Here is a 21,306-nt window from a genome sequence, read left to right as displayed (position 1 = left end):
TTGTTGCCACTCTATCTCTGATAGGTCTAAGGTAAGCATTGGCTCTTCTTCTGCAATGATGAGAGATGGGTTCTCCCCCTCGGTATGACGAATCATGACAATTGCAACTCGCCTAGAATACGACTCCCTCGGTGCCATTGAGGTACCAGCGGACTGCTACTGGGGTGCCCAGACGGCGCGCTCCCTAAAGTATTTTCCCATCAGTCACGAGCGCATGCCCCTCGAGGTTATTCATGCCATGGCACGGCTGAAAAAGGCAGCCGCGATCGCCAACCGCGATTTCGGGGTTTTAGCTGCCGATAAAGCGGCATGGATTATGCAAGCGGCCGATGAGGTCATTGAAGGGCGCTGGGATGATCAGTTTCCCCTCTCCATCTGGCAGACGGGTAGTGGTACCCAAACCAATATGAATGTAAATGAGGTGATTGCTAACCGTGCCATTGAACTGGCGGGGGGGGTGAAGGGGAGCAAAACGCCAATTCATCCCAATGACCATGTGAACTGTAGCCAGTCTTCTAATGACACCTTTCCGGCGGCGATGCATATTGCCACAGTGATTGAGCTGCAGGAGCGACTGCTGCCGATGGTGCGGCACTTACTGGCCGTATTGCAGGAAAAGGTCACCACTTTTGCCGACATTATTAAAATTGGCCGCACCCACTTGATGGATGCCGTGCCTCTCACCCTTGGCCAAGAATTCTCGGGTTACGCCAGTCAAATTGCAGCCTGTCAAGCCCATATTGAGTACGCACTCCAGCATCTGTATCCCCTCGCCATTGGCGGTACGGCCGTGGGGACGGGTTTGAATGCCCCCGCCGGTTTTGGCGATCGCGTGGCGGCAGAATTAGCCCAAATGACGGGGTATCCCTTCTGCAAAGCCGAGAACCCCTTTGCTGCCTTGGCCGCCCATGATCCCTTGGTGATGCTCAGTGGTGCCCTGAAAACCTTGGCCGCAGCAATGATGAAAATGGCCAACGACATTCGCTGGCTGGCTTCAGGCCCCCGTTGTGGTCTAGGAGAACTGATCTTACCTGCTAATGAGCCGGGGTCGTCGATTATGCCGGGTAAGGTCAACCCCACCCAATGTGAAGCCCTAACGATGGTCTGTGTGCAAGTGATGGGCAACGACGCCGCAGTGGGCATCGCGGGCAGTCAAGGAAATTTTGAACTCAATGTTTATAAGCCCCTGATCATTCACAATGTGCTGCGATCGATCAAACTGCTGAGTGATGCCGGTCAAGCCTTTACTGAGTTTTGTCTAATCGGCCTTGAACCCAATCGGGAGCAAATTCAGCGCCATTTGCAGCGATCGCTCATGTTGGTGACGGCCTTGAACCCCCACATCGGCTATGACAAGGCAGCAGCCGTCGCGAAAAAGGCCTACAGCGAAGGTAAAACCCTGAAGGAAGCGGCGGTGGAATTGGGGTATCTCACGGCTGAGGAATTTGATCAGTGGGTGCGGCCAGAGTTGATGCTGGGTGAAAAGGACACTAATTGACCCCGCAGGGAGTGCTGCCAAAAGGGCGTATTGCGAGCGCGCGATCGCAGGCTTTGGTGCGTCACTGTCCAAGTCACCGTCGGATCAAAGAGCACAAAATTGCGACTGTGCAGTTCGAGACGGGGTGGCTCAATGCTCAAAATCCGCGCCGGTGCCGTACTGAGGGCATGCCACAGGTCAAGGGCACTCAAGTATTCCTTGGCAACCAGTTCCTGCCAGAGGGCGGGTAGGGCTAATTCGAGACCAATGGCACCGGGGAGTGCCTCGGCAAAGGAAACCATTTTTTCTTCATAGAGCAAGGGGGTGTGGTCAATGGCGATCGCCTCAATAACCCCCGTTTTGAGTCCTTCGATCAGGGCTTGGCGATCGCTGGCCGTTCCTAGGGGCGGGTCAAGGCGCAGATGCGGATCGTAACTGGCTAGATCCTCAACCGTAAAGAGCAAATGTAACCACGACACACTGGCACTGACCTGTTCAGGTTTGTCCTTAGCAAGAATCTCGACACTGCGAGCGGTTGACAGGCGCATGAGGTGAATTGGGGTTGAGACGGTGCGTGCCAATTCCAAAATCGCCAATAGAGGAATGGTTTCACAGCAGACCAGTTGCTCCACCAATCCGAGACGAGTGGCTACCCCACTTTGCCGTGCCACCCCATTGGCGGCCAAGGCCGGGTCAAAGGGCCAAAGGGCAACGGGTTTGCCTAGGGGCTGGACATAGGTGAGTGCCCGCTGCACCAAAGGCCAATGGGTCAACCCCCGATCATCACAAAAGCCAACTACCCCACTGGCCGCCAGTTCCGCTAAATCGGTTAAAGCCGTCCCTTGGCATCCTTGGGTGAGTGCGCCCCAAGCCCGTACCTGTGACCAAGTCGTCCGCGGTATCTCCTGCTGCAGCCCTTGCCAGACGGCAGGATCATCAATCACGGGGTTTGTAGTCGGTAAGAGGGTTAAATGCTGCACCCCACCGGCAGCGGCAGCGGCCAAGAGTGTCTCAAGGGTTTCTCGCGCCTCATAACCCGGCTGACCACTGTGGCTATAGAGATCTACCAAGGGGGGAGCCAACACCCATTCTGATGCATCAATGATTTCGGCGTCAGCAGGTACCTCTTGGGGGGCGATCGCCACCAATTGATCCGCCGCCAGCAGCACATCGGCGCGATAATCTTGGCGGTTGACCGGATCCAGCAGCCGCACCTGTTGCAACAGTCGCCACACCATCGCCTACAAGGCTCCCGCCGCCGTCCGATCCAGCACGCCCCCCAAATGGGTGGTGATATTCACTGCCTGCAATCGCGGCAGACCGCCCTTGAGGGGATAGTCAATTACCGTGACGCTGCCATTGCCCTGCTTAAAGAGCCAGAAGTTTTCAATGCCTAGGCCAACAATGTGGCAGAGCAAGACCTTATTAGTGGCATCATGAGCCACAACCAAAACATTGTGGGGGGTGGGAGCATTGGTTTTCCAGCGCTTCAGCCACTCTTCCCATGCCTTAACCACGCGATCGCGCACCTGTTCGAGGTTTTCCCCATTGGGCATTTGCACCAGAGCCGGGGTGGTACGCCAGCGTTCCAGTTCCCCCGGATAGGCCGCCGCCACCTCCGGTTCAAACTTGCCCTCCCAATCCCCGTGGCTAATCTCGGCAAGGGCTGGTTCTAGCTCTAGCTCGACATCAGGGTGATACTGCAAAATCGCCAAGGCCGTATCCTTGGGCCGCCGTAGGGGACTACTCAAGGCATGGTGAAAGGGCACCTCCTTGAGGAACTCGGCCACCGCCGCCGCTTGGGCACGGCCATTTTCATTCAGGGGCACATCAATTTGCCCTTGGAAGCGTCCCTCGCGATTCCAGTCCGTTTCACCATGGCGTACCAGAAAGATGCGCAGCGTTTGCTCCTTGAAACGGGGTTGCGGAAAAGGATCATTGAGATGGCTCGTGAGATTGAGGGCTTCTAGTTGTGCGGGTTGCCGCAAGCCATTGCTGAAATTGAGGACACTAATGCCGCCATTGGCCTGCTGGAGCCGTAAATAGCCCTTGACCCCCAAGCCGAGACCCGTGCAAATCAGGGCACGATTCATACCGCTGTGGCCGACAATGACAATCGTTTCATTTTCGTGAGCCGTCAGCAGCGCTTCCAAAACCATGCCCGCGCGATCGTAGAGATCCAATAGCGGAAAAAACTCCTGGGTTTGGCCACTCTCCGTGGTGATTTTCATCATCAAGGTTTCTGGGGCTTCCTGCCAGCGGCGATAGTCCTCGGGAAACCGTGCCTTCACTTCGGCAAAGGGCAGATCTTCCCAAGCGGGCAGCGCAATCTCTTTGAGTAAATCAAGGGAATGGGGTGGCTTGAGTTGCGGGTCTTGGAGCTGAGCATGGATGCCCTCTGCGGTTTCCTTTGCCCGTTTCAGGGGACTGGTGTAAATCTTGCGGATGGGAATGCCCTGTAGAGCGAGACCCACTTGGGCTGCCATCCAACGACCGCGTTCCGTCAGTGAAGAGGCATCACTGTGACCTTGCACCCGCTCTTGGACATTAAACGTGCTTTCACCGTGGCGGACAATGATGACTCGGGTACTCAGAGGTTTCTCCTTAACAATTCACAGACAACAAACTTGGCCATCCCACCTTGCCATACAGACTTTAGCAGAAACTGTGGCTTCAGGAGCGACAGATTCGAGAATTGGCGGGCATCATCTCTTGAGCATCACATAAAAATCAAAAAACCGACCGCAGGGGCGATCGGCAAGTATTAAAGACCTATTCGCTGATGGATCAGAGGCTACTTCTTGGTGATCCGAGGAGGCTCACGGAAGAAGATGGCAAAGAAGAACAGCGCGATAATGCAGGCAAAGATGAAAACGTAGGTGATGGTTTCCATAGTAGTCCCCTAGGAATGACTAGACAGCTTCTTTGCGACGAGTGGTGACATCGCCCACTTTTTGGTAGAAGCCCCATTCCACTTGCTCCGGCGACAGTTCGGGATCAATCCCAGAGAAGACATCGCGGAACAGCGTGCGGGCACCATGCCAAATGTGACCAAAGAAGAAGAGCAAGGCAAACACTGCATGGCCGAAGGTAAACCAGCCACGGGGACTGGTGCGGAAAATCCCGTCGGAGTTGAGGGTTTCCTTATCGAATTCAAAGATCTCACCGAAGATAGCTTTACGGGCATAGCTCTTGACGGTGGGTGGATCGGTGAAGGTTTGGCCGTTCAATTCACCACCGTAGAAGCTGACGGTCACGCCTTGTTGCTCAAAGCTATACTTCGACTCGGCACGCCGGAAGGGAATGTCGGCTTTGACAACGCCATTCTTATCGGTGAGGATGACGGGGAAGCTTTCAAAGAAGGCAGGCATGCGACGGACAAAGAGTTCTTCACCCTCTTTGTTGCGGAAGACGGCATGGCCTTTCCAAGCTTGGGCAATGCCATCCCCTTTGTTCATCGGGCCAGTACGGAAGAGACCACCTTTGGCGGGGTTGTTGCCAATGTAATCGTAGAAGGCCAGTTTCTCTGGAATGGCTGACCAAGCCTCTTCAAGGGTGGCGCCACTGGCGAGGGAGGCCTGCACACGGCGGTTAATTTCCTGTTGGAAGTAGCCACTGTCCCACTGATAGCGCGTCGGCCCAAAGAGTTCAATGGGCGTGGTGGCACTGCCATACCACATCGTGCCGGCAACAACAAAGGCAGCAAAGAAGACGGCAGCAATACTGCTGGAGAGTACCGTTTCAATATTCCCCATGCGCAGAGCTTTGTACAGCCGTTGGGGTGGACGTACCAGCAGGTGGAATAAACCAGCAATAATACCGACAATGCCTGCGGCGATATGGTGAGCAACCACACCACCGGGGTTGTAGGGATTAAAGCCATCGGGTCCCCATTCGGGTGCCACAGGCTGGACACTGCCCGTCAAGCCATAGGGGTCAGAGACCCACATCCCAGGACCAAAGAGACCGGTCAGGTGAAAAGCACCAAAGCTAAAGCAGAGTAAACCGGCAAGGAACAGGTGAATGCCAAACATTTTCGGCAAGTCGAGGGCAGGCTCACCGGTGCGAGGATCGCGGAAGAGTTCCAAATCCCAATAGACCCAGTGCCAGCAGGCCGCCAAGAACAACAGACCTGACAGGACGATGTGAGCGAGGGCAACCCCCTCAAAGCTCCAAAAACCAGGGTCAATCCCTGTTTCGCCAGTAATACTCCAACCGCTCCAAGACCCCGTGACCCCCAACCGTGCCATGAAGGGCAAGACAAACATTCCCTGCCGCCACATTGGGTTGAGAACGGGATCACTGGGATCAAAAATAGCTAGCTCATAAAGAGCCATCGACCCTGCCCAACCGGCGACCAATGCCGTGTGCATCAGGTGGGCGGCAATCAACCGTCCTGGATCGTTGATCAGGACAGTGTGGACTCGGTACCAGGGTAGTCCCATTGACTACGCTCCTCCTATACAAAAATTTAGCGTTTGCATGAACAAATTTTATTAAGCAGCCGGATCACGGTAACAACCGCTTCCCTACTAAGAGTTTAACGGCCAATTTACCCGTAACTTCAGCTACGGTTGGGCAGTTTTTCTGCCAAAATGAGAATGTATTAAGAATGGTAACTAGCGTCGGTTCCTATGGCAAGCAAAGCTGAATTTGTGGGCACAAATATTAAGTTTGTTAACGAAAACAAAGAAGTGATTGCTGCCGACGGCGCGAATCTGCGCTTAAAAGCAATGGAAGCGGGGGTTGACCTCTATACCCTCAAGGGCAAGCTCTTTAATTGTGGGGGCTATGGCCAGTGTGGCACCTGTATTGTTGAGATCGTCGAGGGTATGGAAAACCTCTCCCCCCGCACACCAGTGGAAGAACGCAAGCTCCGCCGTAAGCCAGAGAATTATCGCTTGGCTTGCCAAACCCTTGTCTATGGACCCGTGTGTGTGAAGACAAAGCCCAAAAGCTAGGTGAGGCTTGCTGATGGGGTCAATTAGACTAGTCAACCGTTTGCAGAGCCTGCACAACACTGGCGGCCTGCTCTAGCCACCTGAGTAACTGAGAATCGTCGAGGCTGTTGGTCACACTGAAGAGATCTTGCAGGAGTTCGGGCGATCGCCCGGTGGTGCGTTGCCAAGCTTGTAGGAGTTCAGCATCCTTGGGCAGATCGGCAGCAGTGGTTGCAAGGCCTAATTGGTTTGCCAGATCATAGCGGAGACGATCCTGAAGCTGTTTTAGAACAAACGTCCGCTGCTGTGCCCGTTGCAAAACGCCCGCTAGTGCTTCAATGTAGGCGGCACTATTACTGGAGACGGGTTCTTTCTCCAATAAGGGTGGGCCAAAACGTTGACTTTGCTGCCATAGCAAAAAGAGAACCAAGAGGGCAAGTTGCAACCCCACCGCCAACCAAGGGGTACGACTGAAGTAGTCGAAGAGGGTTTGAGGCACTGTCTCCCTGACCACATCCTCTGGGGAGCGTTGGCGATAGCCGTGGAGCCATTCATCAAAGTAAATCGTTGCCCCCGGCGTAACCACGTTCTGCAAAATCTCGGCCACAACGGCAAAGTTCGCAAGGGGGGGGTCACCGCCATAGACATTGGCCACCAGCCAAGGATAGACCCCAAGGATTCGTTGTCCATGGTTCTGGGGACTAGTGGCTTGCCTGAGATAGACAATTGAACCATGATCATCCTTGAGCAGGGGGCGATCGCCCCGCTGACGGGGGACGCGGCGGCGCGTTTCAATCAACACCTTGCCCTGAGGAGTGGAGAGGCGCTGTACAAAGGGGGCTGCGGTGGGTTCCCCATGCCAGTAAAAGCGCACCAGCGTATTGCCCTGAGCCAGCCACTCCAAAAGAGGCGGTGACCAGCCAATGGGACGACTACTTATTTGAATGAAAACGTGCCCCTCACCCTTGAGGTTGGCATAGTCCCGCTGCCAACGCGCCACTTGGAACCCCTGCTGCTCCAGATAGGCATAAAATTTCTGCGTGCCCCAAGGGGAGGGATCAAAGGAGGAGCCAGCGCGGCTACTGGGAGCCACCGCCAAAATCAGGAGACCAACCACCAACAGCACAAGGACAGCGAAGCCGAGGAAAAACCACTGGCGACGGTTGATCGCGATCATTGCTGGCGCTCCCGCAGGAAGGGTTCCACCTCAAAATAGGCGGCTTGACAGGTGGCTAGGGTTTGGGCATCCACCGCTTCGGCGCCATAGTAACTGCGACTGTGAACTTGAAAGAGGTGCTGAATACTCCGCCGCACGGCTGGCGATCGCTCCCCCAGTTGAAAGAGTCGCTCCAATTCCCGTAGATAGTCGCCATTGGTGCAGTGGGGCTGTAGCCGTAGCCAGCCCGCCTCCTGCAGCCGATAGAGCAAGGCCATGTAGAGGGCACGGCAGGCCCCTCGGGAGTCTCTCGCCAATTGTAGGCTTTGGGCCAGTTCTAACCATTCCCGTACGGGTCTGGGGCGCTCCTCAAGGGTAGAAGCCAGTGTTGCTGAGGAGGATCGCGATCGCCGCTGCCACCATCGCCACAGGCTGCGCCCTAGGAAATAGAGGGCGAGTCCAAGGCCAACGAGCAAGACCCCTTGCAAGAACCAGCGTAGCCATGCCTCTAAGGAGGGGGAGTCCTGCCAAAATGGCTCCGTTTGCTGGCGAAAGAGTTGGAGAAAGCTGTACTCAAGGGCTTCACCCAATTGTCGCCACTGGCGATCGCCCTGCCAGCGCAGATCATCGAAAAAGGTCACCGTCGCCAGACCAGACTACGCCTCCGATTGTCGCACAAAGAGCACGGGGCACTCGGCATAGACCCGCACATAGTCAGACAGGGAGGTGCCCAAAAGGCGATCCAAGTCGGGTAAACTGCGAGCGATGGACGGACGCCGATCCGGGGAACCCAGAACGAGGAGATCGGCATTGGTGTCAACCGCAATGCGGCAGATTTCTTCACCAGGCTTGCCGGTGGTCAGGACACACTGGTATTCCACACCCCGCTGCTTGGCCACCGTTGCGGCTTCCGAGAGAATCGGATCTTTTTCAGCAGCCGTGCTAGGGGTATCAGCATGACCTTTGAGGTCGGGATTGACGTGGGCAAGAATGAGTTTGCCCCCCTTGACCCCCTCTATTAGGCGCACGGCTAAGTCCAAGGAGGCCTTGGCTGCAGCAGAATTATTGAGCGCTACCATGATGCGGTTAATTTTCTTCACAAAGAGGTCATCGCGCACCAGCAACATCGGTCGGGAAGACAGTTGAAACACATATTGGCTGACGGAGTTTTCGAGAATGGATTGCAGGCGCTTGAGTCCCCGCGATCCCATGATGATTAAGTCGGCATTGATTTCATCGGCCACGTGCAACACGGTATCTTTGGGATCCCCCTCCCGCAGCATGGTATTGACACTAATGACGGGGTCAAGATGCAGTCGGGCAACGGCTTCCGCTAGGAGTTTGGCACCCGCTTGACGTTGTTCGGCCATCTCCTCGGCAGTAATTTTCGGTGGAATCACGTGCAAAACAGTGACGGCAGCGCGTTGAATCGCTGGCAACTCCATCAGCGACTTGAGCATTTGTTCGGATTGTCCAGTTCCTGAGTCTGCCAATAGAATATTTTCAATCATAAATCTCAAACTCCCAACATCTGGTGAGCATCAGGGCACGGATGGCCACTACAGCCCTTTTCCCAAGGATGGCACACGCTGAAAACAGTCAAAACTGCTGGAGGATAGGATGCTCTCCTCATTCGTACACGCCACATCTCAAGAAAAGGGCTGTATGACGATCTTAGGTCTGGGTTAGGGGCTTCTTGGTGGAACGCTACAAATCTTAGGCATTGGCTAGGGGGCGCTCTTGGGAGTGCTTTTGATACACTAGGCAAGAGGCCGTTCAAGGAATCCCTATGCCGCGATCGCAACGGAACGACAATTTTATTGACAAAACCTTTACGGTCATGGCTGACCTCATTCTCAAGGTCTTGCCCACCAGTTCGCAGTCAAAAACCGCCTTTGCCTATTACCGCGATGGCATGTCTGCCCAAGCCGATGGCGAGTATGCTGAGGCACTGGAGAACTACCAAGCAGCCCTAGAACTAGAGGAAGACCCCAACGATCGCAGCTACATTCTCTACAACATTGGCCTGATCCACGCCAGTAACGGCGATCATGAAAAAGCCCTAGAGTATTATCACCAAGCCCTTGAACTCAATCCCCGCATGCCCCAAGCCCTCAATAATATTGCGGTGATCTACCACTACTTGGGCACACAGGCAGAGGAGCAACAGCGCTCCGAGGAGGCTGAACAACTCTTCGATCGCGCCGCAGACTACTGGAAACGGGCGATTCAACTGGCGCCCAATAACTATATCGAGGCGCAAAACTGGCTGAAGACCACGGGTCGCTCCAGCATGGATGTTTATTTCTAAGGGATTACCCATGGCAACAAAAGTTATTACCACAGAGGATGTGCGCAAGGTGGCTCACTTGGCTCGCCTCGCCCTTGAGGAAAGCGAAATTGAAGCCCTGACCCAGCAACTAGATAGCATCCTTGACTATGTGAACCAATTGAGTGAACTGGATGTCACGGATATTCCACCGACGACCCGTGCGATTGAAGTCAGTAATGTAACCCGTCCCGACGTGTTGGAGCCTTGGCCAAATCGCGAGGACTTGCTGGCGATCGCCCCGGATCGCGAGGATGACTTTTTCCGTGTGCCCAAAATTATGTAAGGCATCAGGCTGTGCGGCGGCGTCAATCCAACCATTTACAACTGGACTTATTTCCCTTCCTCTCGATCTTGGCCTGCACCATTGGCACGCTGATCCTGTTAGTGGTGGTCATCAGTGCCAGCAGCCTTGGGCGAGAACGTACCAATGTGCAAATTTTGGCACGGGAAAATGCCCAAAATGACGGGCGTACCCCCCGCTATCTAGAGTGCCGTCGCGAGGGGGTGATCATTCATCCGCGAAAGGTGCTTGTGCGGGCAGCAGATCTGGCCAAACCGACCTCGCCACTGGCCATTTTGTTGGCCAATCTCCGCCGTCAGCGCGATCGCGAGTACATTATTATTGCCGTGCGCCCCGATGGCTTTGACTGCTTTGAGGAGGTGCGCTACCAAGCAGAACGGGCGGGGGTGGCTCTCGGCTACGAACCCTTCAATGCGGAATGGGAGTTGTGTGTGCCGGCACCGGGGCGCAGCAATTGTCCCTAGGACTTAAATTTCCCAACCTGACCGCCGGCGTTTGGACTGGGTGATCTCGGTGGGAAAGGCGCTCAAGTGCACTACTCGCCCCTTGGCCACAAGGGCACTACCAATGACTTCGGGATGGGTGAGCCGCACATCCGTGCCTTCGGCCAAGGCCTCAAAGGTTTCAGCCGTTGCAGCCGCCACAGTCGTCAAAAAGATTTTAGCATCGGCAGTTGTGACTTCTGAACCGTGAGAAAGAGAGGGTTTCAGGGCTTCAAGGCCGTAGCTGCGGCTGAATTTGGGGAGCAGTTTGCCAAAGGTAGCAGGGAAGTCAAAGAGTTCCAAGCCCAAAATTTGACCGTGCACGACGAAAAGCGCACCAATCTGCTGGGCGATCGCCCGAAATGCTTGGACGTACTCATCGAGGGAGTGGGCTTCCTTTTCATAAACATCAGCGAGGGCATCGGTGGCGGACTTGCAAGCAAAGAAAAGCAGATGGTCATCGACATCCGCCCAGATTTCCCCCTGATCAGCAAGGCGGCTTCCCCTGCGTTTCAACGACTCTGTAACATAGCGGAGTTTCTTGGCGCGCCCTGTGGCATGGTAGGCGCGATCAGCAGCGGCAAACTCACGGCAGCGGTAGTGCCAGCGACCCCGTTCAACACAGGAAACGGGAATTTTCAGATCAGTGTGGGCGGGCACCAGTACTGTGAGGTTAAGAATACGGTTTTGCTTGGCACCGACGAGTTCTTCCCCATCCACAAGCAGTACCGAGCGATCGCTCCAGTTATGGCACAGGAGTTCAGGCACATGCCCCCCTTCAGACACCTCGGTAATCTTCAGCAGGTTTTGGTTCATTGCTTCCGTCAGCGTCCAATAGTCGGGTTCTGCCACAATCGGGCGCAGCAGAGGAAACAGCGTCATGCCACCAAAGGTTTGGGGGGTGCCAATTTCAACGGTTTGTAGGAGTTCTTGGAGAAGATTCATGGGATCACCTCGCAAGGGTGTACATCTGGTTATCCATTGCTGTTGTTAGGGATATGCATCCACCCAGAAAATTTGCGATCGCCCCGCCAGACCATCCTAATTAACAGGTGCCTTTGTCCTTAGAAATCGCTTATGCTCAGGGTGAATTCTTGAGAGGTTCCAATGCTCCCAGTCGCGATCGCCTCCCTACTCTTTGGTTTTGCCACCAATATGGATAACTTTAGCGTGGCCGTTAGCTATGGTCTGCGCCGCTATCGTATGAGTTGGCTGGGGAATGCTCTGATTGCGGCTCTTTCGGGTAGCAGTACCTTTTTGGCCATGGGGTTGGGTGGGTGGGTACAGCAGTATGTGCCGTTGATTTGGACACAGCGGCTTGGCAGTGGCTTACTAATAGTCATGGGGGCATCGGCACTGGGGGGAGTCTGGCTCAACTTGAATCATCCCTCTAAAACCACAAAGCCGAACTTATTACCAATTCTTGACTATGCCTATGACTTCACGCTCTACCAGTCGCTGCTGTTGGGTTTAGCATTGACCCTGACGAACTTTGCTACAGGGGTAGCTGCGGGTTTGGCACAGTTACCGATCGCTAGTGCTGTGATAGCGAGTACAGTAACCAGTTGGGTCTGCATTGGTAGTGGCTTTTGGTTGGGGCAGCAACTCCGCGAACAAACCCCCTTGCGCTTTGGCCCTTATTTAGAGGGCTTGGCGAGTCTTTTTCTCATAGCGGTGGGTGTCCTTAAGTGGCTTGAGTCTCCCTAGGGCGATCGCCAGAGCACATCGGCCATCCGACACACCTGCACCATGGCCGCCACATCATGGACACGCACCATCTCGACCCCTTGGGCAATGGCATGACAGCAGACCGCTGCAGTACCCCAAACCCGGTCTTTAGGATTGGGCAGGTTCAGCACGTCACCAATAAAGCGTTTGCGCGATGGCCCCAGCAGGAGAGGATAGCCAAGGCTGTGAAATTGTCGCAGTTCTCGTAAAAGGGTGAGATTCTGGGGCGTGGTTTTGGCAAAGCCAATACCGGGATCAATCATCAGATGCTCGGGGGGAATGCCGCTGGCGATCGCCCGCTGCGTTTGTTCCTGAAAATAGCGAAGCAAATCACCAATCAAATCCCCGTAGTCTGTTAAGTGCTGCATGGTGGCTGGCGTTCCCCGCCGATGCATGAGGATATAGGGCACCCCCAATGCCGCTACCGTGGCAAACATTTCCGGATCCGCCTGCCCGCCGGAGACATCGTTGACAATATTCGCCCCTGCCTCAACCGCTGCGCGCGCCACCACCGCATGGGTGGTATCAATGGAAATGGGAATCTGCGACTGCTGACGGATGCCCTCAATCACGGGCAACACCCGCGCTAACTCAGCACTAATGGGCACTTCACTGGCGCCCGGACGGGTGGACTCACCGCCGATATCAATGACATCAACCCCTGCCGCCACCATCTCAAAGGCATGGGCAACGGCACTGGCGGGATTAAAAAAGTCACCGCCATCGCTAAAACTGTCAGGGGTGATATTTAAGATCCCCATGATGTAGGTGCGCTCCCCCCAAACAAAAGCGCGATCGCCCACGTACCAGCCCTTCATGCACTAGCCTCTCCTTGCCGTTTAGCGTGCAGCTTTAAGAGAATCTCTTGGTGTACCGCTTGCGTAATCGGATAGAGGTAGGCCAAAACAATGCCAATAATGAGAAAAAAAGTCGGTAGCGGTCCAATGGCAATGCGGATTGCCAACAGTGCCGAGGGGGGCTGAACGGGGCGCGGTTCACCGGCAACGCTGGAGAGGTAGCCTGCCCACTGCAAGGCCTGACCGACGAGAAATAGCCCCAAGGCAAGACCAATTTTTTGCAGTAGCACCATAAAGGCATAGAAGATCCCCTCCCGCCGCTGGCCACTGTTGAGTTCATCGAGATCAATCACATCGGGAATCATTGACCAAGGGACAAGGTAGGCCGTTGAAACCCCAAACCCCGCCAGAATCGCGCAGATATAGACCAGCGTTGTTTGTCCCGGCTGCAATAAAAACAAGCCAGCTTGGGCAATCATCCACAGTGCCATGCCCATGTAATAGACCGCCTTCTTGCCAATACGCCGACTCACGGCACTCCAAACAAAAAGCATGATCATCGCCGTCGATTGCACCGCCAGCGCCACTTGCGTATATTCAGCGGGGGACATTTGCAACCAATCGCCAATAAAAAAGGGAATCAGTGAGGCAGTAATTTGCACCGCCAGCCAAGAACAGAGGTAAATGCCCATCACGAATAGGAAGGGCCGATTGCTAAAGACCAACCGCAGTTGCGTCTTCAAGGGTAAAGGGCTTTGGCCACTGCTGGGGGTATGCCGTTCAAACTCCCGTACCCGTCCCCGTGTGCCCCAGACACACCAATAGATGGGCAGCACAGATAATACAGCGGCAATGCCCCCCAGGACAATGTACTGAGTTTTGGGTTCCTGAATGACTTGGAAGAGAATTTGCGCCAACAGCAGCGAGCCAATACTGCCGCCAATGGAAAAGGCAAAGCGAAAACTATTCAGACTAGTACGTTCGTTGTAGTCTTCTGTCAGTTCTGGTGTTAGGGCGCTGTAGGGTAGGTTGACTGCGGTGTAAAACGTGTTAAAGAGGAGACCCATGAGAACGTAGTAGCCAAAGAGCAACCCTTGATCCGTCGTTGGTACCCACCAGTTCAAGAAAAAGCAAATGCCAAAGGGAAGGGCTGCTAGGATCATCCAGATGTGGCGGCGTCCCCACTTGCCCACAGGGGTGCGATCGCTGAGGTAGCCGATGATCGGATCATTGATGGCATCCCAGATTTTGCCAATCATCAACACACTGCCTGCCAAGCCCGCATTGAGGCCAGCCACATTGGTCAAGAACACCATCAGGAAAAACACCTGTAAATTGGCCGTGATGGCGGTTCCGAGATCACCGGCGCCAAAGGCAAGTTTTGTCCATAGGGAAAGGGGCGAACGGGCACTGGTGGCGGTTGAATTGCCTCTGGCTGGCTCTGGTGGCATGATGGTTTTCTCTGGTTCTGGGGAGGACGAGGCTCAATTTATAGTTCACTTATAGAGCCTTATACGACTTTATAGGCTCTCTGCTCAGAATTCCTCGGCTTTCTAGGGCATTAGCCAGCCACTGCAACTGCCCATTGACTTGCCCATTCTAAAATGCGCTGCACTTCTTCAGGCGTTTTCCCTTGGCAGTAGAGGCGCAGCAGGGGTTCGGTGCCGCTAAAGCGAATCAGTAACCAACCGCCATCAGCTAGATGAAACTTGTAGCCGTCAATGCTCTCCCAGTGGCTCACGGGGCTATCCAAAATCTGGGTGAAGGGATGCGCTGCTAGGATTGCTTCTAGTTGTTGTCGCTGCGCTAAGGACGCGAGGGTGAGATCAACGCGATCGTAGGCACTGTAAAAATTCGTGGTTGCCTGCAACTGTTGATAGTATTCCCCTACGCTCAAGCCAGATGTCACTAGGGCTTGTAGTAGGTACAGTGCTGAGAGTAAGGCATCTCGCTCAGGAAGATGATGGCCATAGCCGATTCCCCCCGATTCTTCACCACCTAAGAGGACAGCTTCCCCTGCCAGCATGCGATCGCCAATGTACTTAAAGCCAATGGGCGTTTCAATCACCGCTAAACCATGGTGGGCGGCCACTCGCGCCACCAGATCAGAACTGCTAATGGATTTGATCACCGCCCCTCGGTAGCTACTGTGTTGTGCCAGATGATCAATCAAGATGGGAATAATTTCTTGGGCAGTGTACAGCACCCCCTCGCCATCAATGACTGCTAGGCGATCGGCATCACCATCAAAGACGAAACACACTGTTGGGGTGGCACTGTGTTGTTGTCGCAGTTGCTCTTGGGTTGCGGTTAAATAACGGCCAATGGGTTCAGGAGCACCTCCCCCAAAGAGGGGATCGCGATCGCGCCGAAACTCTGGTATCGCTAAATCCAACAAGCGCTCTAGCCCTCCTGCGGCCACCCCATGCATAACATCGGCACAGATCCGCAGCTTACCGCTGGCGATCGCCTCACGAATGGGTCTTGGATCAACATGAGTGCGCAAGGCCGCACAATAGCTGGGCCACGGATCAAAGGCTTGATAGTCTGTTTTGGCCTCACCCACGGGTGGCGGCTCTCCCTGAGCTAACTGCGCTTCAATGGCTTGGGTGACGGTCGTGGGTACGGAGCCACCAAAGGCGCCCTTCACCTTCAGTCCCGCATAGATAGCGGGATTGTGACTTGCCGTCATTACCAAGCCGCCAATGGCTCCCTCTGCTTTGACGGCCCAACTAAAGGCGGGGGTCGGTGCCGCACAATTTGAAAGCCACACCTCATAGCCTTGGCTCGCCAGTAATTGGGCAACGGCTGCGGCAAACTGTTCCGCTAAAAACCGGCGATCGTAGCCCACAATGATCCGAGGCGTTGTGCCCTTGCCATAGGTTTGATGGAGCACTGCCGCTGCTGCCTTGGCTGCCCGCAGCAAACGGTTAAAAGTAAACTCAGCGCCAATGATGCCGCGCCAGCCATCGGTACCAAAGCGAATCGGGGCATCCTCAGGAATCAAAACCTGATCGAGGCGAAGGACAGAAGCAACCATAGAACCCAAGACCCAAGAACCCCTCTGAACATATCATGCTGCGAGACAGCTCTTTTCTGAAGCGGAAAGGAGGATGATATAATTATTGCGAATTGTTAATTAGGCGATGGGCACTGCTGCTAGGTGCCTTTTGGCGATGACTGATCTCTAGTAGCCTAAACCTGCATCACCTTTAGAGAGGTATTGAGCACTATGGCATTTGTACAAGAACCCCTTCCCTTTGATCCGGGTGCCCTTGAACCCTATGGGATGTCTGCGAAAACCTTTGAATTTCACTATGGCAAGCACCATAAAGCCTACGTGGACAACCTCAATAAACTGACTCAAGATACGGAACTCGCTGACAAATCCCTTGAAGATGTCATTCGCATGACCTATGGCGATGCTGCCAAGGTGGGCATCTTCAACAATGCGGCTCAAGTGTGGAATCACACCTTCTTCTGGAATAGCCTCAAGCCCGGTGGCGGTGGCGCTCCTACGGGTGATGTGGCCGCCCGGATCAACAGTGCCTTTGGTAGCTACGATGAGTTCAAGTCCCAGTTCAAAAATGCAGCGGCGACCCAATTTGGTAGCGGCTGGGCATGGCTGGTGCTCGAAGCGGGTACGCTGAAAGTGACCAAAACCCCCAATGCCGAAAACCCCTTGGTTCACGGTCAAGTGCCCCTCCTGACGATTGATGTTTGGGAGCACGCCTACTATCTCGACTACCAAAACCGCCGTCCAGACTTCATTGATAACTTCCTCAACCAACTGGTGAACTGGGACTTTGTTGCTAAAAATCTAGCGGCTGCCTAAGTTTCCCAATTTTTTGTTCCGCTCTTACTGAATTACTTCACTGATTTCACTGATCCCCGTTCTGATCGAGCGGGGCTTTTTTTGCTGAGCCATGATTCGGCCACAACTATGGTTAAGTTAAAATTAAGATAAAAGTAACCTTGGTTAATAAACGTTAATTTAATAGTGGTATTCCTTTAGGCGTTGAGCAGGGAGGGGGTCTTATGGAAACCCTAGGGCATATCGCGTACGCCGCTTTTGAAAAGTACTACCGCAAAATTAGCAAACACGAGCCGGGGGTGATTCGCGATCGCGACGTTGAGGCAATTCACCAGATGCGGGTAGGTTTGCGCCGCCTGCGAACGGCTCTGGAAGTGTTTTGTAATACCGTACGTTTGCCCAAGGGAGTCTCCATTCAACGGGTGCGGGCGATCGCCGGCAGTCTCAGTCCCGTACGGGATTTGGATGTGATGATGCTGGCGCTCAAGGAGCAGTATTACCCTCACCTACCTCGCCCTGAGCAACAACAACTGGCAAAACTGATCAAAAAACTCGAAAAGCAACGGACAGAACTGCTACAAAAAGCCCTTCAATTGCTGCGCAGCGATCGCTATCGCAAATTGCAACAGGGGCTAGAAGAATGGCTAGCTGCCCCTCAATATCGTGAGATTGCTAACTTACCCACAGAACTGATTGCCCCAGATATTTTGTTGCCCTTGGTGTGTCAACTGCTACTGCATCCGGGGTGGCAAGTGGCCATTGAATGGCAGGGCGATCGCCCCCTTTTCCTTGCGGTGAGTAACCCGCCCCAGTGGCTGCAAACAGCGGGTGAAGATCTCCACGATCTACGCAAGCAAACCAAGCGGGTACGCTACCAAATGGAACTCTTTAGCAGTGTCTATGGAGACACCTTCACTGAACAGGTAGATGCCTTTGCTCAGTTGCAAGAACTCCTAGGCACACTTCACGATGGCGTTGTCCTCCATGACTTTTTCCGTACCCAACTTGGACTCAATCTTCGCCAAGCCTCTCCTTGCCTCGCAGAAATGATTGCCCTTGAGCAAACACGCCAGTGGCAAACTTGGCGCTCCGTCCAGCAGGAATACCTCAGCCCCGAAAAACGCCATCAAGTGCGCTCTCTACTCCTCATGCCACCAATGACAATAAGCGCCAATGGCAACTCCCTCGGTCATCCGATGATCTCCTCTGCCAACTGACAGAGGTCGGGCGGCAATGGTAACAATTGATGTTCAATTGTCCTAGGGCGATCGCCCTTGCCGATCCGTATGCGACGATAAAAATAAAACCCTTGCCGGTCCAGGAGAACAACAAGCAAATGAGCGTTGTAGAGCAACCAACCCTAAGTGTAGGCCTGCGGGTACGCGTTAAGACCCCTACCATCGTCTATCACCATCCCGATCACCGTAACGAACCCTTTGACATTCAGGGCATGGAAGGGGAGATTTTCGCCATTCTCAGCGACTGGCAGGGCCGTCCCATTAGTCCCAACTACCCGATTCAGGTGCGGTTTAGTCCCAAGTTCATTGCTCATTTGCACCCCGACGAGCTGGAAGTGATTTAGGTACGCTCTATATGCCTCCCCGTTGGCCCCGTAAGCCCGATCGCCGTGATCCGAGCTATCGCCGTTTGGACGATCGCATGAATTTTGCGGTTCATGTTGCCCTTTTTGCTGCTTTTAACTCTGGTGGCTGGTTTTGGCATCAGGTGCAACCCACGGCAGTACCCTTTATGCCAACGGTAACGCTGGTGTGGTTAACGTTATTGGCAGGCCATGCCCTCTACGTGTTCGCGATCGCCCGTTATTGAGAAATTATCTCCTTGAACGCAGTGGTGCTGAGATAAGAGCACTTTTTCGTGAGTCTCCATGAGCGATCGCACCATCACCTATAGTCCAGCTTTTACTCTTGTACCGACGTACGAGTGTTTTAATCGCTGTACCTACTGCAACTTCCGTCAGGATATTGGCACGAGTGGTTGGTTGAGTTTAGAGGCGGCGGCTCAACAGTTGGCAGGGCTTGACCCCCAACAGGTGCGAGAAATTTTGATTCTCAGTGGCGAAGTTGCCCCCAACAGTCCCCAGCGTTCCCAATGGTTAGAGCGTCTCTATGATCTAGCCGCCTTAGCCTTGGATCAGGGATTTCTGCCCCATACCAATGCGGGTCCCCTCAATCGAGCAGAAATGGCCGCTCTCAAGGCGGTGAATGTCTCGATGGGACTGATGCTAGAGCAATTAACACCGAAGTTGTTGCAAAGCGTCCATCGCCATGCCCCTAGCAAGGATCCGCAACTGCGTTTACACCAACTGGAACAGGGCGGGGAACTGGGTATTCCCTTCACTACGGGCTTGCTCTTGGGCATTGGTGAAGAGCCGCAGGATTGGGCAGAAACGCTCACGGCCATTGCTGAGTGTCATCGGCGGTGGGGACATATTCAGGAGGTGATTTTGCAGCCCCACAGTCCCGGCCAGCAACAGGAAGCAGCGTTGCCCCCCTTTGATCTGAGGCAATTACCGAACGTGGTACACTGGGCGCGATCGCTCTTGCCTGAAGACATCACGATTCAAATTCCTGCGAATCTCGTCACAGATCCAGAGGTCTTTCGGGCGTGCCTAAACGCGGGCGCTCGCGATTTGGGGGGCATCGTTCCCTTGGATCATGTCAATCCCGACTATCCCCATACCGATGTGACAGCCCTAAGGGAACAATTACAGGCGTGGGGATGGGAATTAGTGCCACGACTCCCCGTCTATCCCCAGTTTGTGGATGGGTTGCCGCCGCCATTGAGGGGGAAAGTCAAGGGGATGCCTGTTTGAGCTGGAGTCCCAGTTGATAGATGTCGCGCCGCGAAAGCCCTGTGAGATCTGCCAGTTGACGGCTGGCTTGGGTAAGGGAAAGGCCTTGGCTAAGAAGTGTCGCTAATTCGTCCGCGAGATGATGGGGATTCACGGCCACAGAGTGTTCAGGGGCACCGCCTAAAACCAGTGTGTATTCGCCACGGGGGGGATGCTCCTGTAGATAAGTGCAGGCAGTGCCGAGGGTTCCCCGCCAAAATTCTTCGTGGCGCTTCGTGAGTTCGCGGGCGAGGACGAGGGGGCGATCGCTCCCCAAGATTTGACGTAACTCTGTTACCGTTTGCAGCAAGCGATGGGGGGCTTCGTAGAGAAGAATTGTGCGCGTTTCCTGTTTCAGTGCTGCTAATCGCTGCTGGCGATCGCGCCCCTTAGTCGGCAAAAACCCTTCAAAACAAAAGCGATTCATCGGTAATCCTGCGGCCATTAAGGCTGTTAAGGCAGCATTCGCGCCGGGAATCGGTGTGACCGGAATGGCTGCGGCAATACAGGCCGTGATCAGTTCATAACCGGGATCCGACACCCCCGGTAACCCTGCATCGCTAACCAAGGCAATCTGTTGACCCGCCTCTAGGCGCTGAAGCAGTTGGGGCACGCGCTGTTGGGTATTGTACTCATGGAGACTGATTTGGGGTGTGGTAATGCCAAAATGCTGTAACAGGCGGCCGGTGTGGCGTGTATCCTCCGCAGCAATGAGATCCACCGCCTTGAGAATGCGCAGGGCACGAGCGCTTATATCCTCAAGATTGCCAATGGGGGTACCCACCACCCACAGTTGCCCGCTGCTCATTAGGAAATTTTCTCGCCACTGAGAATAAAGATCGGTTCCACTGCTGCAAAAATTTGGTGGCCGCCCCGCGTTTCTAGGCGATTGATGACCGATTGCACCACCTCTAGGCTGCGGGCTTGGACTGTCGCGAACCCTTCAGAGAGGGCATAGAGATTTTCTAAACTGCTGGCGATCGCCACCAAGCGACCACCGGGCGCAAGATACTCCCACGCTTGCAGCAAAACTTCCTTAATCGGGCGCCCCCCCTCGAGACAAATGCGCTGCGGGGTGCGACGTAACTGGGGAAAGCAATCTGGAGCCGAACCAGCAACAATTTGCACATTTTTGACGCCAAAGCGATCGCAATTGCGTTGGATCAGATCAACGACTTCCTCATCCCGTTCAATGGCAATCACCTGTCCCCGCTTCGCCAAGCGTGCTGCCTCAACAGCGATCGTACCCGTGCCCGCGCCCACATCCCAAAGACAAGAGTCCGGCTCAAGCCGCAAATAGGAAAGCATCAATAATCGCGTTTCCCGTTGGGTGAGGGGAATACCTGGTAAGCGCTCAAAGAGATCATCGGGGATACCCGGGGTCACAAATGGCCAGGGATCCACCGTCATAGAAACTGCCTAAAACCT

24 protein-coding genes are annotated in these 21,306 nt (G+C 54.4%); 11 read left to right on the top strand and 13 right to left on the bottom strand.

From position 1 onward, the window contains the following. The first annotated feature begins 94 nt into the window (after positions 1-94). Positions 95-1,498, top strand: coding sequence for a class II fumarate hydratase (gene fumC, locus RHH53_RS12235; RefSeq protein ID WP_302677402.1), 1,404 nt, complete (start codon positions 95-97; stop codon positions 1,496-1,498). Here the strand turns inward: fumC and RHH53_RS12230 are convergent. The 4 genes from RHH53_RS12230 to psbB all read right to left on the bottom strand — a co-directional run bounded on the left by RHH53_RS12230 (position 1,450) and on the right by psbB (position 5,922). After that, positions 1,450-2,715: a dihydroorotase gene (locus RHH53_RS12230; protein ID WP_310438601.1), complete on the bottom strand. Its 1,266-nt coding sequence runs from the start codon at positions 2,713-2,715 to the stop codon at positions 1,450-1,452. The genes fumC and RHH53_RS12230 overlap by 49 nt on opposite strands. Before the next feature lie 3 nt (positions 2,716-2,718). Further along, a complete protein-coding gene (locus tag RHH53_RS12225) occupies positions 2,719-4,011 on the bottom strand; it encodes a histidine phosphatase family protein (RefSeq protein WP_310743109.1) in 1,293 nt (430 codons plus the stop codon). Positions 4,012-4,271: 260 nt separating this feature from the next. Beyond that, entirely contained in the window at positions 4,272-4,370 is a 99-nt protein-coding gene (locus tag RHH53_RS12220; RefSeq protein ID WP_011057371.1) for a photosystem II reaction center protein T, read from the bottom strand. 19 nt (positions 4,371-4,389) lie between these two features. Beyond that, positions 4,390-5,922: a photosystem II chlorophyll-binding protein CP47 gene (psbB, locus tag RHH53_RS12215; protein WP_149819834.1), complete on the bottom strand. Its 1,533-nt coding sequence runs from the start codon at positions 5,920-5,922 to the stop codon at positions 4,390-4,392. 189 nt (positions 5,923-6,111) lie between these two features. Here psbB and RHH53_RS12210 point away from each other — a divergent pair, with 189 nt between their 5' ends. Next, entirely contained in the window at positions 6,112-6,438 is a 327-nt protein-coding gene (locus RHH53_RS12210; RefSeq protein ID WP_206200381.1) for a 2Fe-2S iron-sulfur cluster-binding protein, read from the top strand. Positions 6,439-6,466: 28 nt separating this feature from the next. Here RHH53_RS12210 and RHH53_RS12205 read toward each other — a convergent pair whose 3' ends face one another. Genes RHH53_RS12205 through RHH53_RS12195 form a run of 3 tightly spaced genes read right to left on the bottom strand, consistent with a single transcriptional unit; the run spans position 6,467 to position 9,084 of the window. Continuing rightward, positions 6,467-7,594, bottom strand: coding sequence for a DUF4350 domain-containing protein (locus RHH53_RS12205; RefSeq protein WP_206200380.1), 1,128 nt, complete (start codon positions 7,592-7,594; stop codon positions 6,467-6,469). Then, on the bottom strand, positions 7,591-8,214 hold the full coding sequence (locus tag RHH53_RS12200; RefSeq protein WP_310743854.1) for a DUF4129 domain-containing protein: 624 nt from the start codon (positions 8,212-8,214) through the stop codon (positions 7,591-7,593). The genes RHH53_RS12205 and RHH53_RS12200 overlap by 4 nt, the downstream gene beginning before the upstream one ends. A gap of 15 nt (positions 8,215-8,229) precedes the next feature. Then, entirely contained in the window at positions 8,230-9,084 is an 855-nt protein-coding gene (locus tag RHH53_RS12195; RefSeq protein WP_302678415.1) for a universal stress protein, read from the bottom strand. A gap of 278 nt (positions 9,085-9,362) precedes the next feature. Here RHH53_RS12195 and RHH53_RS12190 point away from each other — a divergent pair, with 278 nt between their 5' ends. The 3 genes from RHH53_RS12190 to RHH53_RS12180 are packed head-to-tail and all read left to right on the top strand — an operon-like array spanning position 9,363 to position 10,670. After that, complete coding sequence (locus RHH53_RS12190) at positions 9,363-9,884, top strand: photosystem I assembly protein Ycf3 (protein WP_149819824.1); 522 nt, start codon at positions 9,363-9,365, stop codon at positions 9,882-9,884. Positions 9,885-9,894: 10 nt separating this feature from the next. Beyond that, positions 9,895-10,188, top strand: coding sequence for an Asp-tRNA(Asn)/Glu-tRNA(Gln) amidotransferase subunit GatC (gatC, locus tag RHH53_RS12185; protein ID WP_302678414.1), 294 nt, complete (start codon positions 9,895-9,897; stop codon positions 10,186-10,188). Positions 10,189-10,199: 11 nt separating this feature from the next. Next, positions 10,200-10,670: a hypothetical protein gene (locus RHH53_RS12180; protein ID WP_310743853.1), complete on the top strand. Its 471-nt coding sequence runs from the start codon at positions 10,200-10,202 to the stop codon at positions 10,668-10,670. A 3-nt stretch (positions 10,671-10,673) separates the two neighbouring features. On the opposite strand, the gene RHH53_RS12175 is transcribed toward RHH53_RS12180, so the two are convergent. Then, a complete protein-coding gene (locus RHH53_RS12175; protein ID WP_302678413.1) occupies positions 10,674-11,633 on the bottom strand; it encodes an ARPP-1 family domain-containing protein in 960 nt (319 codons plus the stop codon). Positions 11,634-11,795: 162 nt separating this feature from the next. Here RHH53_RS12175 and RHH53_RS12170 point away from each other — a divergent pair, with 162 nt between their 5' ends. Then, entirely contained in the window at positions 11,796-12,395 is a 600-nt protein-coding gene (locus RHH53_RS12170) for a hypothetical protein (RefSeq protein ID WP_206200374.1), read from the top strand. Here RHH53_RS12170 and folP read toward each other — a convergent pair. The 3 genes from folP to RHH53_RS12155 all read right to left on the bottom strand — a co-directional run bounded on the left by folP (position 12,392) and on the right by RHH53_RS12155 (position 16,253). Then, entirely contained in the window at positions 12,392-13,234 is an 843-nt protein-coding gene (gene folP, locus RHH53_RS12165; RefSeq protein ID WP_302678412.1) for a dihydropteroate synthase, read from the bottom strand. The two genes, RHH53_RS12170 and folP, sit on opposite strands and share 4 nt — an antisense overlap. After that, positions 13,231-14,664: an MFS transporter gene (locus RHH53_RS12160; protein ID WP_310743852.1), complete on the bottom strand. Its 1,434-nt coding sequence runs from the start codon at positions 14,662-14,664 to the stop codon at positions 13,231-13,233. The genes folP and RHH53_RS12160 overlap by 4 nt, the downstream gene beginning before the upstream one ends. A gap of 110 nt (positions 14,665-14,774) precedes the next feature. Beyond that, entirely contained in the window at positions 14,775-16,253 is a 1,479-nt protein-coding gene (locus tag RHH53_RS12155) for a phosphoglucomutase/phosphomannomutase family protein (RefSeq protein ID WP_310453770.1), read from the bottom strand. A gap of 192 nt (positions 16,254-16,445) precedes the next feature. Here RHH53_RS12155 and RHH53_RS12150 point away from each other — a divergent pair, with 192 nt between their 5' ends. The 5 genes from RHH53_RS12150 to cofG all read left to right on the top strand — a co-directional run bounded on the left by RHH53_RS12150 (position 16,446) and on the right by cofG (position 19,860). Next, positions 16,446-17,048 carry a superoxide dismutase gene (locus tag RHH53_RS12150; protein ID WP_149819807.1) on the top strand — a complete coding sequence of 201 codons (603 nt, stop codon included), beginning with the start codon at positions 16,446-16,448 and terminating at the stop codon, positions 17,046-17,048. A gap of 203 nt (positions 17,049-17,251) precedes the next feature. Then, positions 17,252-18,244, top strand: coding sequence for a CHAD domain-containing protein (locus RHH53_RS12145; RefSeq protein WP_206200371.1), 993 nt, complete (start codon positions 17,252-17,254; stop codon positions 18,242-18,244). Positions 18,245-18,363: 119 nt separating this feature from the next. Further along, complete coding sequence (locus RHH53_RS12140) at positions 18,364-18,609, top strand: ferredoxin-thioredoxin reductase variable chain (RefSeq protein ID WP_206200370.1); 246 nt, start codon at positions 18,364-18,366, stop codon at positions 18,607-18,609. A gap of 11 nt (positions 18,610-18,620) precedes the next feature. After that, positions 18,621-18,854, top strand: coding sequence for a hypothetical protein (locus tag RHH53_RS12135; protein ID WP_149819801.1), 234 nt, complete (start codon positions 18,621-18,623; stop codon positions 18,852-18,854). Between the two features lie 58 nt (positions 18,855-18,912). Then, positions 18,913-19,860, top strand: coding sequence for a 7,8-didemethyl-8-hydroxy-5-deazariboflavin synthase subunit CofG (gene cofG / locus RHH53_RS12130; protein WP_206200369.1), 948 nt, complete (start codon positions 18,913-18,915; stop codon positions 19,858-19,860). Here cofG and rsmI read toward each other — a convergent pair. Both rsmI and cbiT read right to left on the bottom strand, forming a co-directional pair. Then, positions 19,841-20,686, bottom strand: a complete 846-nt coding sequence (gene rsmI, locus RHH53_RS12125) for a 16S rRNA (cytidine(1402)-2'-O)-methyltransferase (RefSeq protein ID WP_310438594.1) — start codon at positions 20,684-20,686, stop codon at positions 19,841-19,843. The genes cofG and rsmI overlap by 20 nt on opposite strands. Next, on the bottom strand, positions 20,686-21,288 hold the full coding sequence (gene cbiT, locus RHH53_RS12120) for a precorrin-6Y C5,15-methyltransferase subunit CbiT (protein WP_206200367.1): 603 nt from the start codon (positions 21,286-21,288) through the stop codon (positions 20,686-20,688). The genes rsmI and cbiT overlap by 1 nt, the downstream gene beginning before the upstream one ends. Positions 21,289-21,306: the final 18 nt, after the last annotated feature.

The organism is Thermosynechococcus sp. PKX82 (assembly GCF_031583255.1).
Taxonomy (GTDB): Bacteria; Cyanobacteriota; Cyanobacteriia; order Thermosynechococcales; family Thermosynechococcaceae; genus Thermosynechococcus.
The sequence above is the reverse complement of the archived record's forward strand: the minus strand, read 5'-3'. Positions and strand labels throughout refer to the sequence as shown.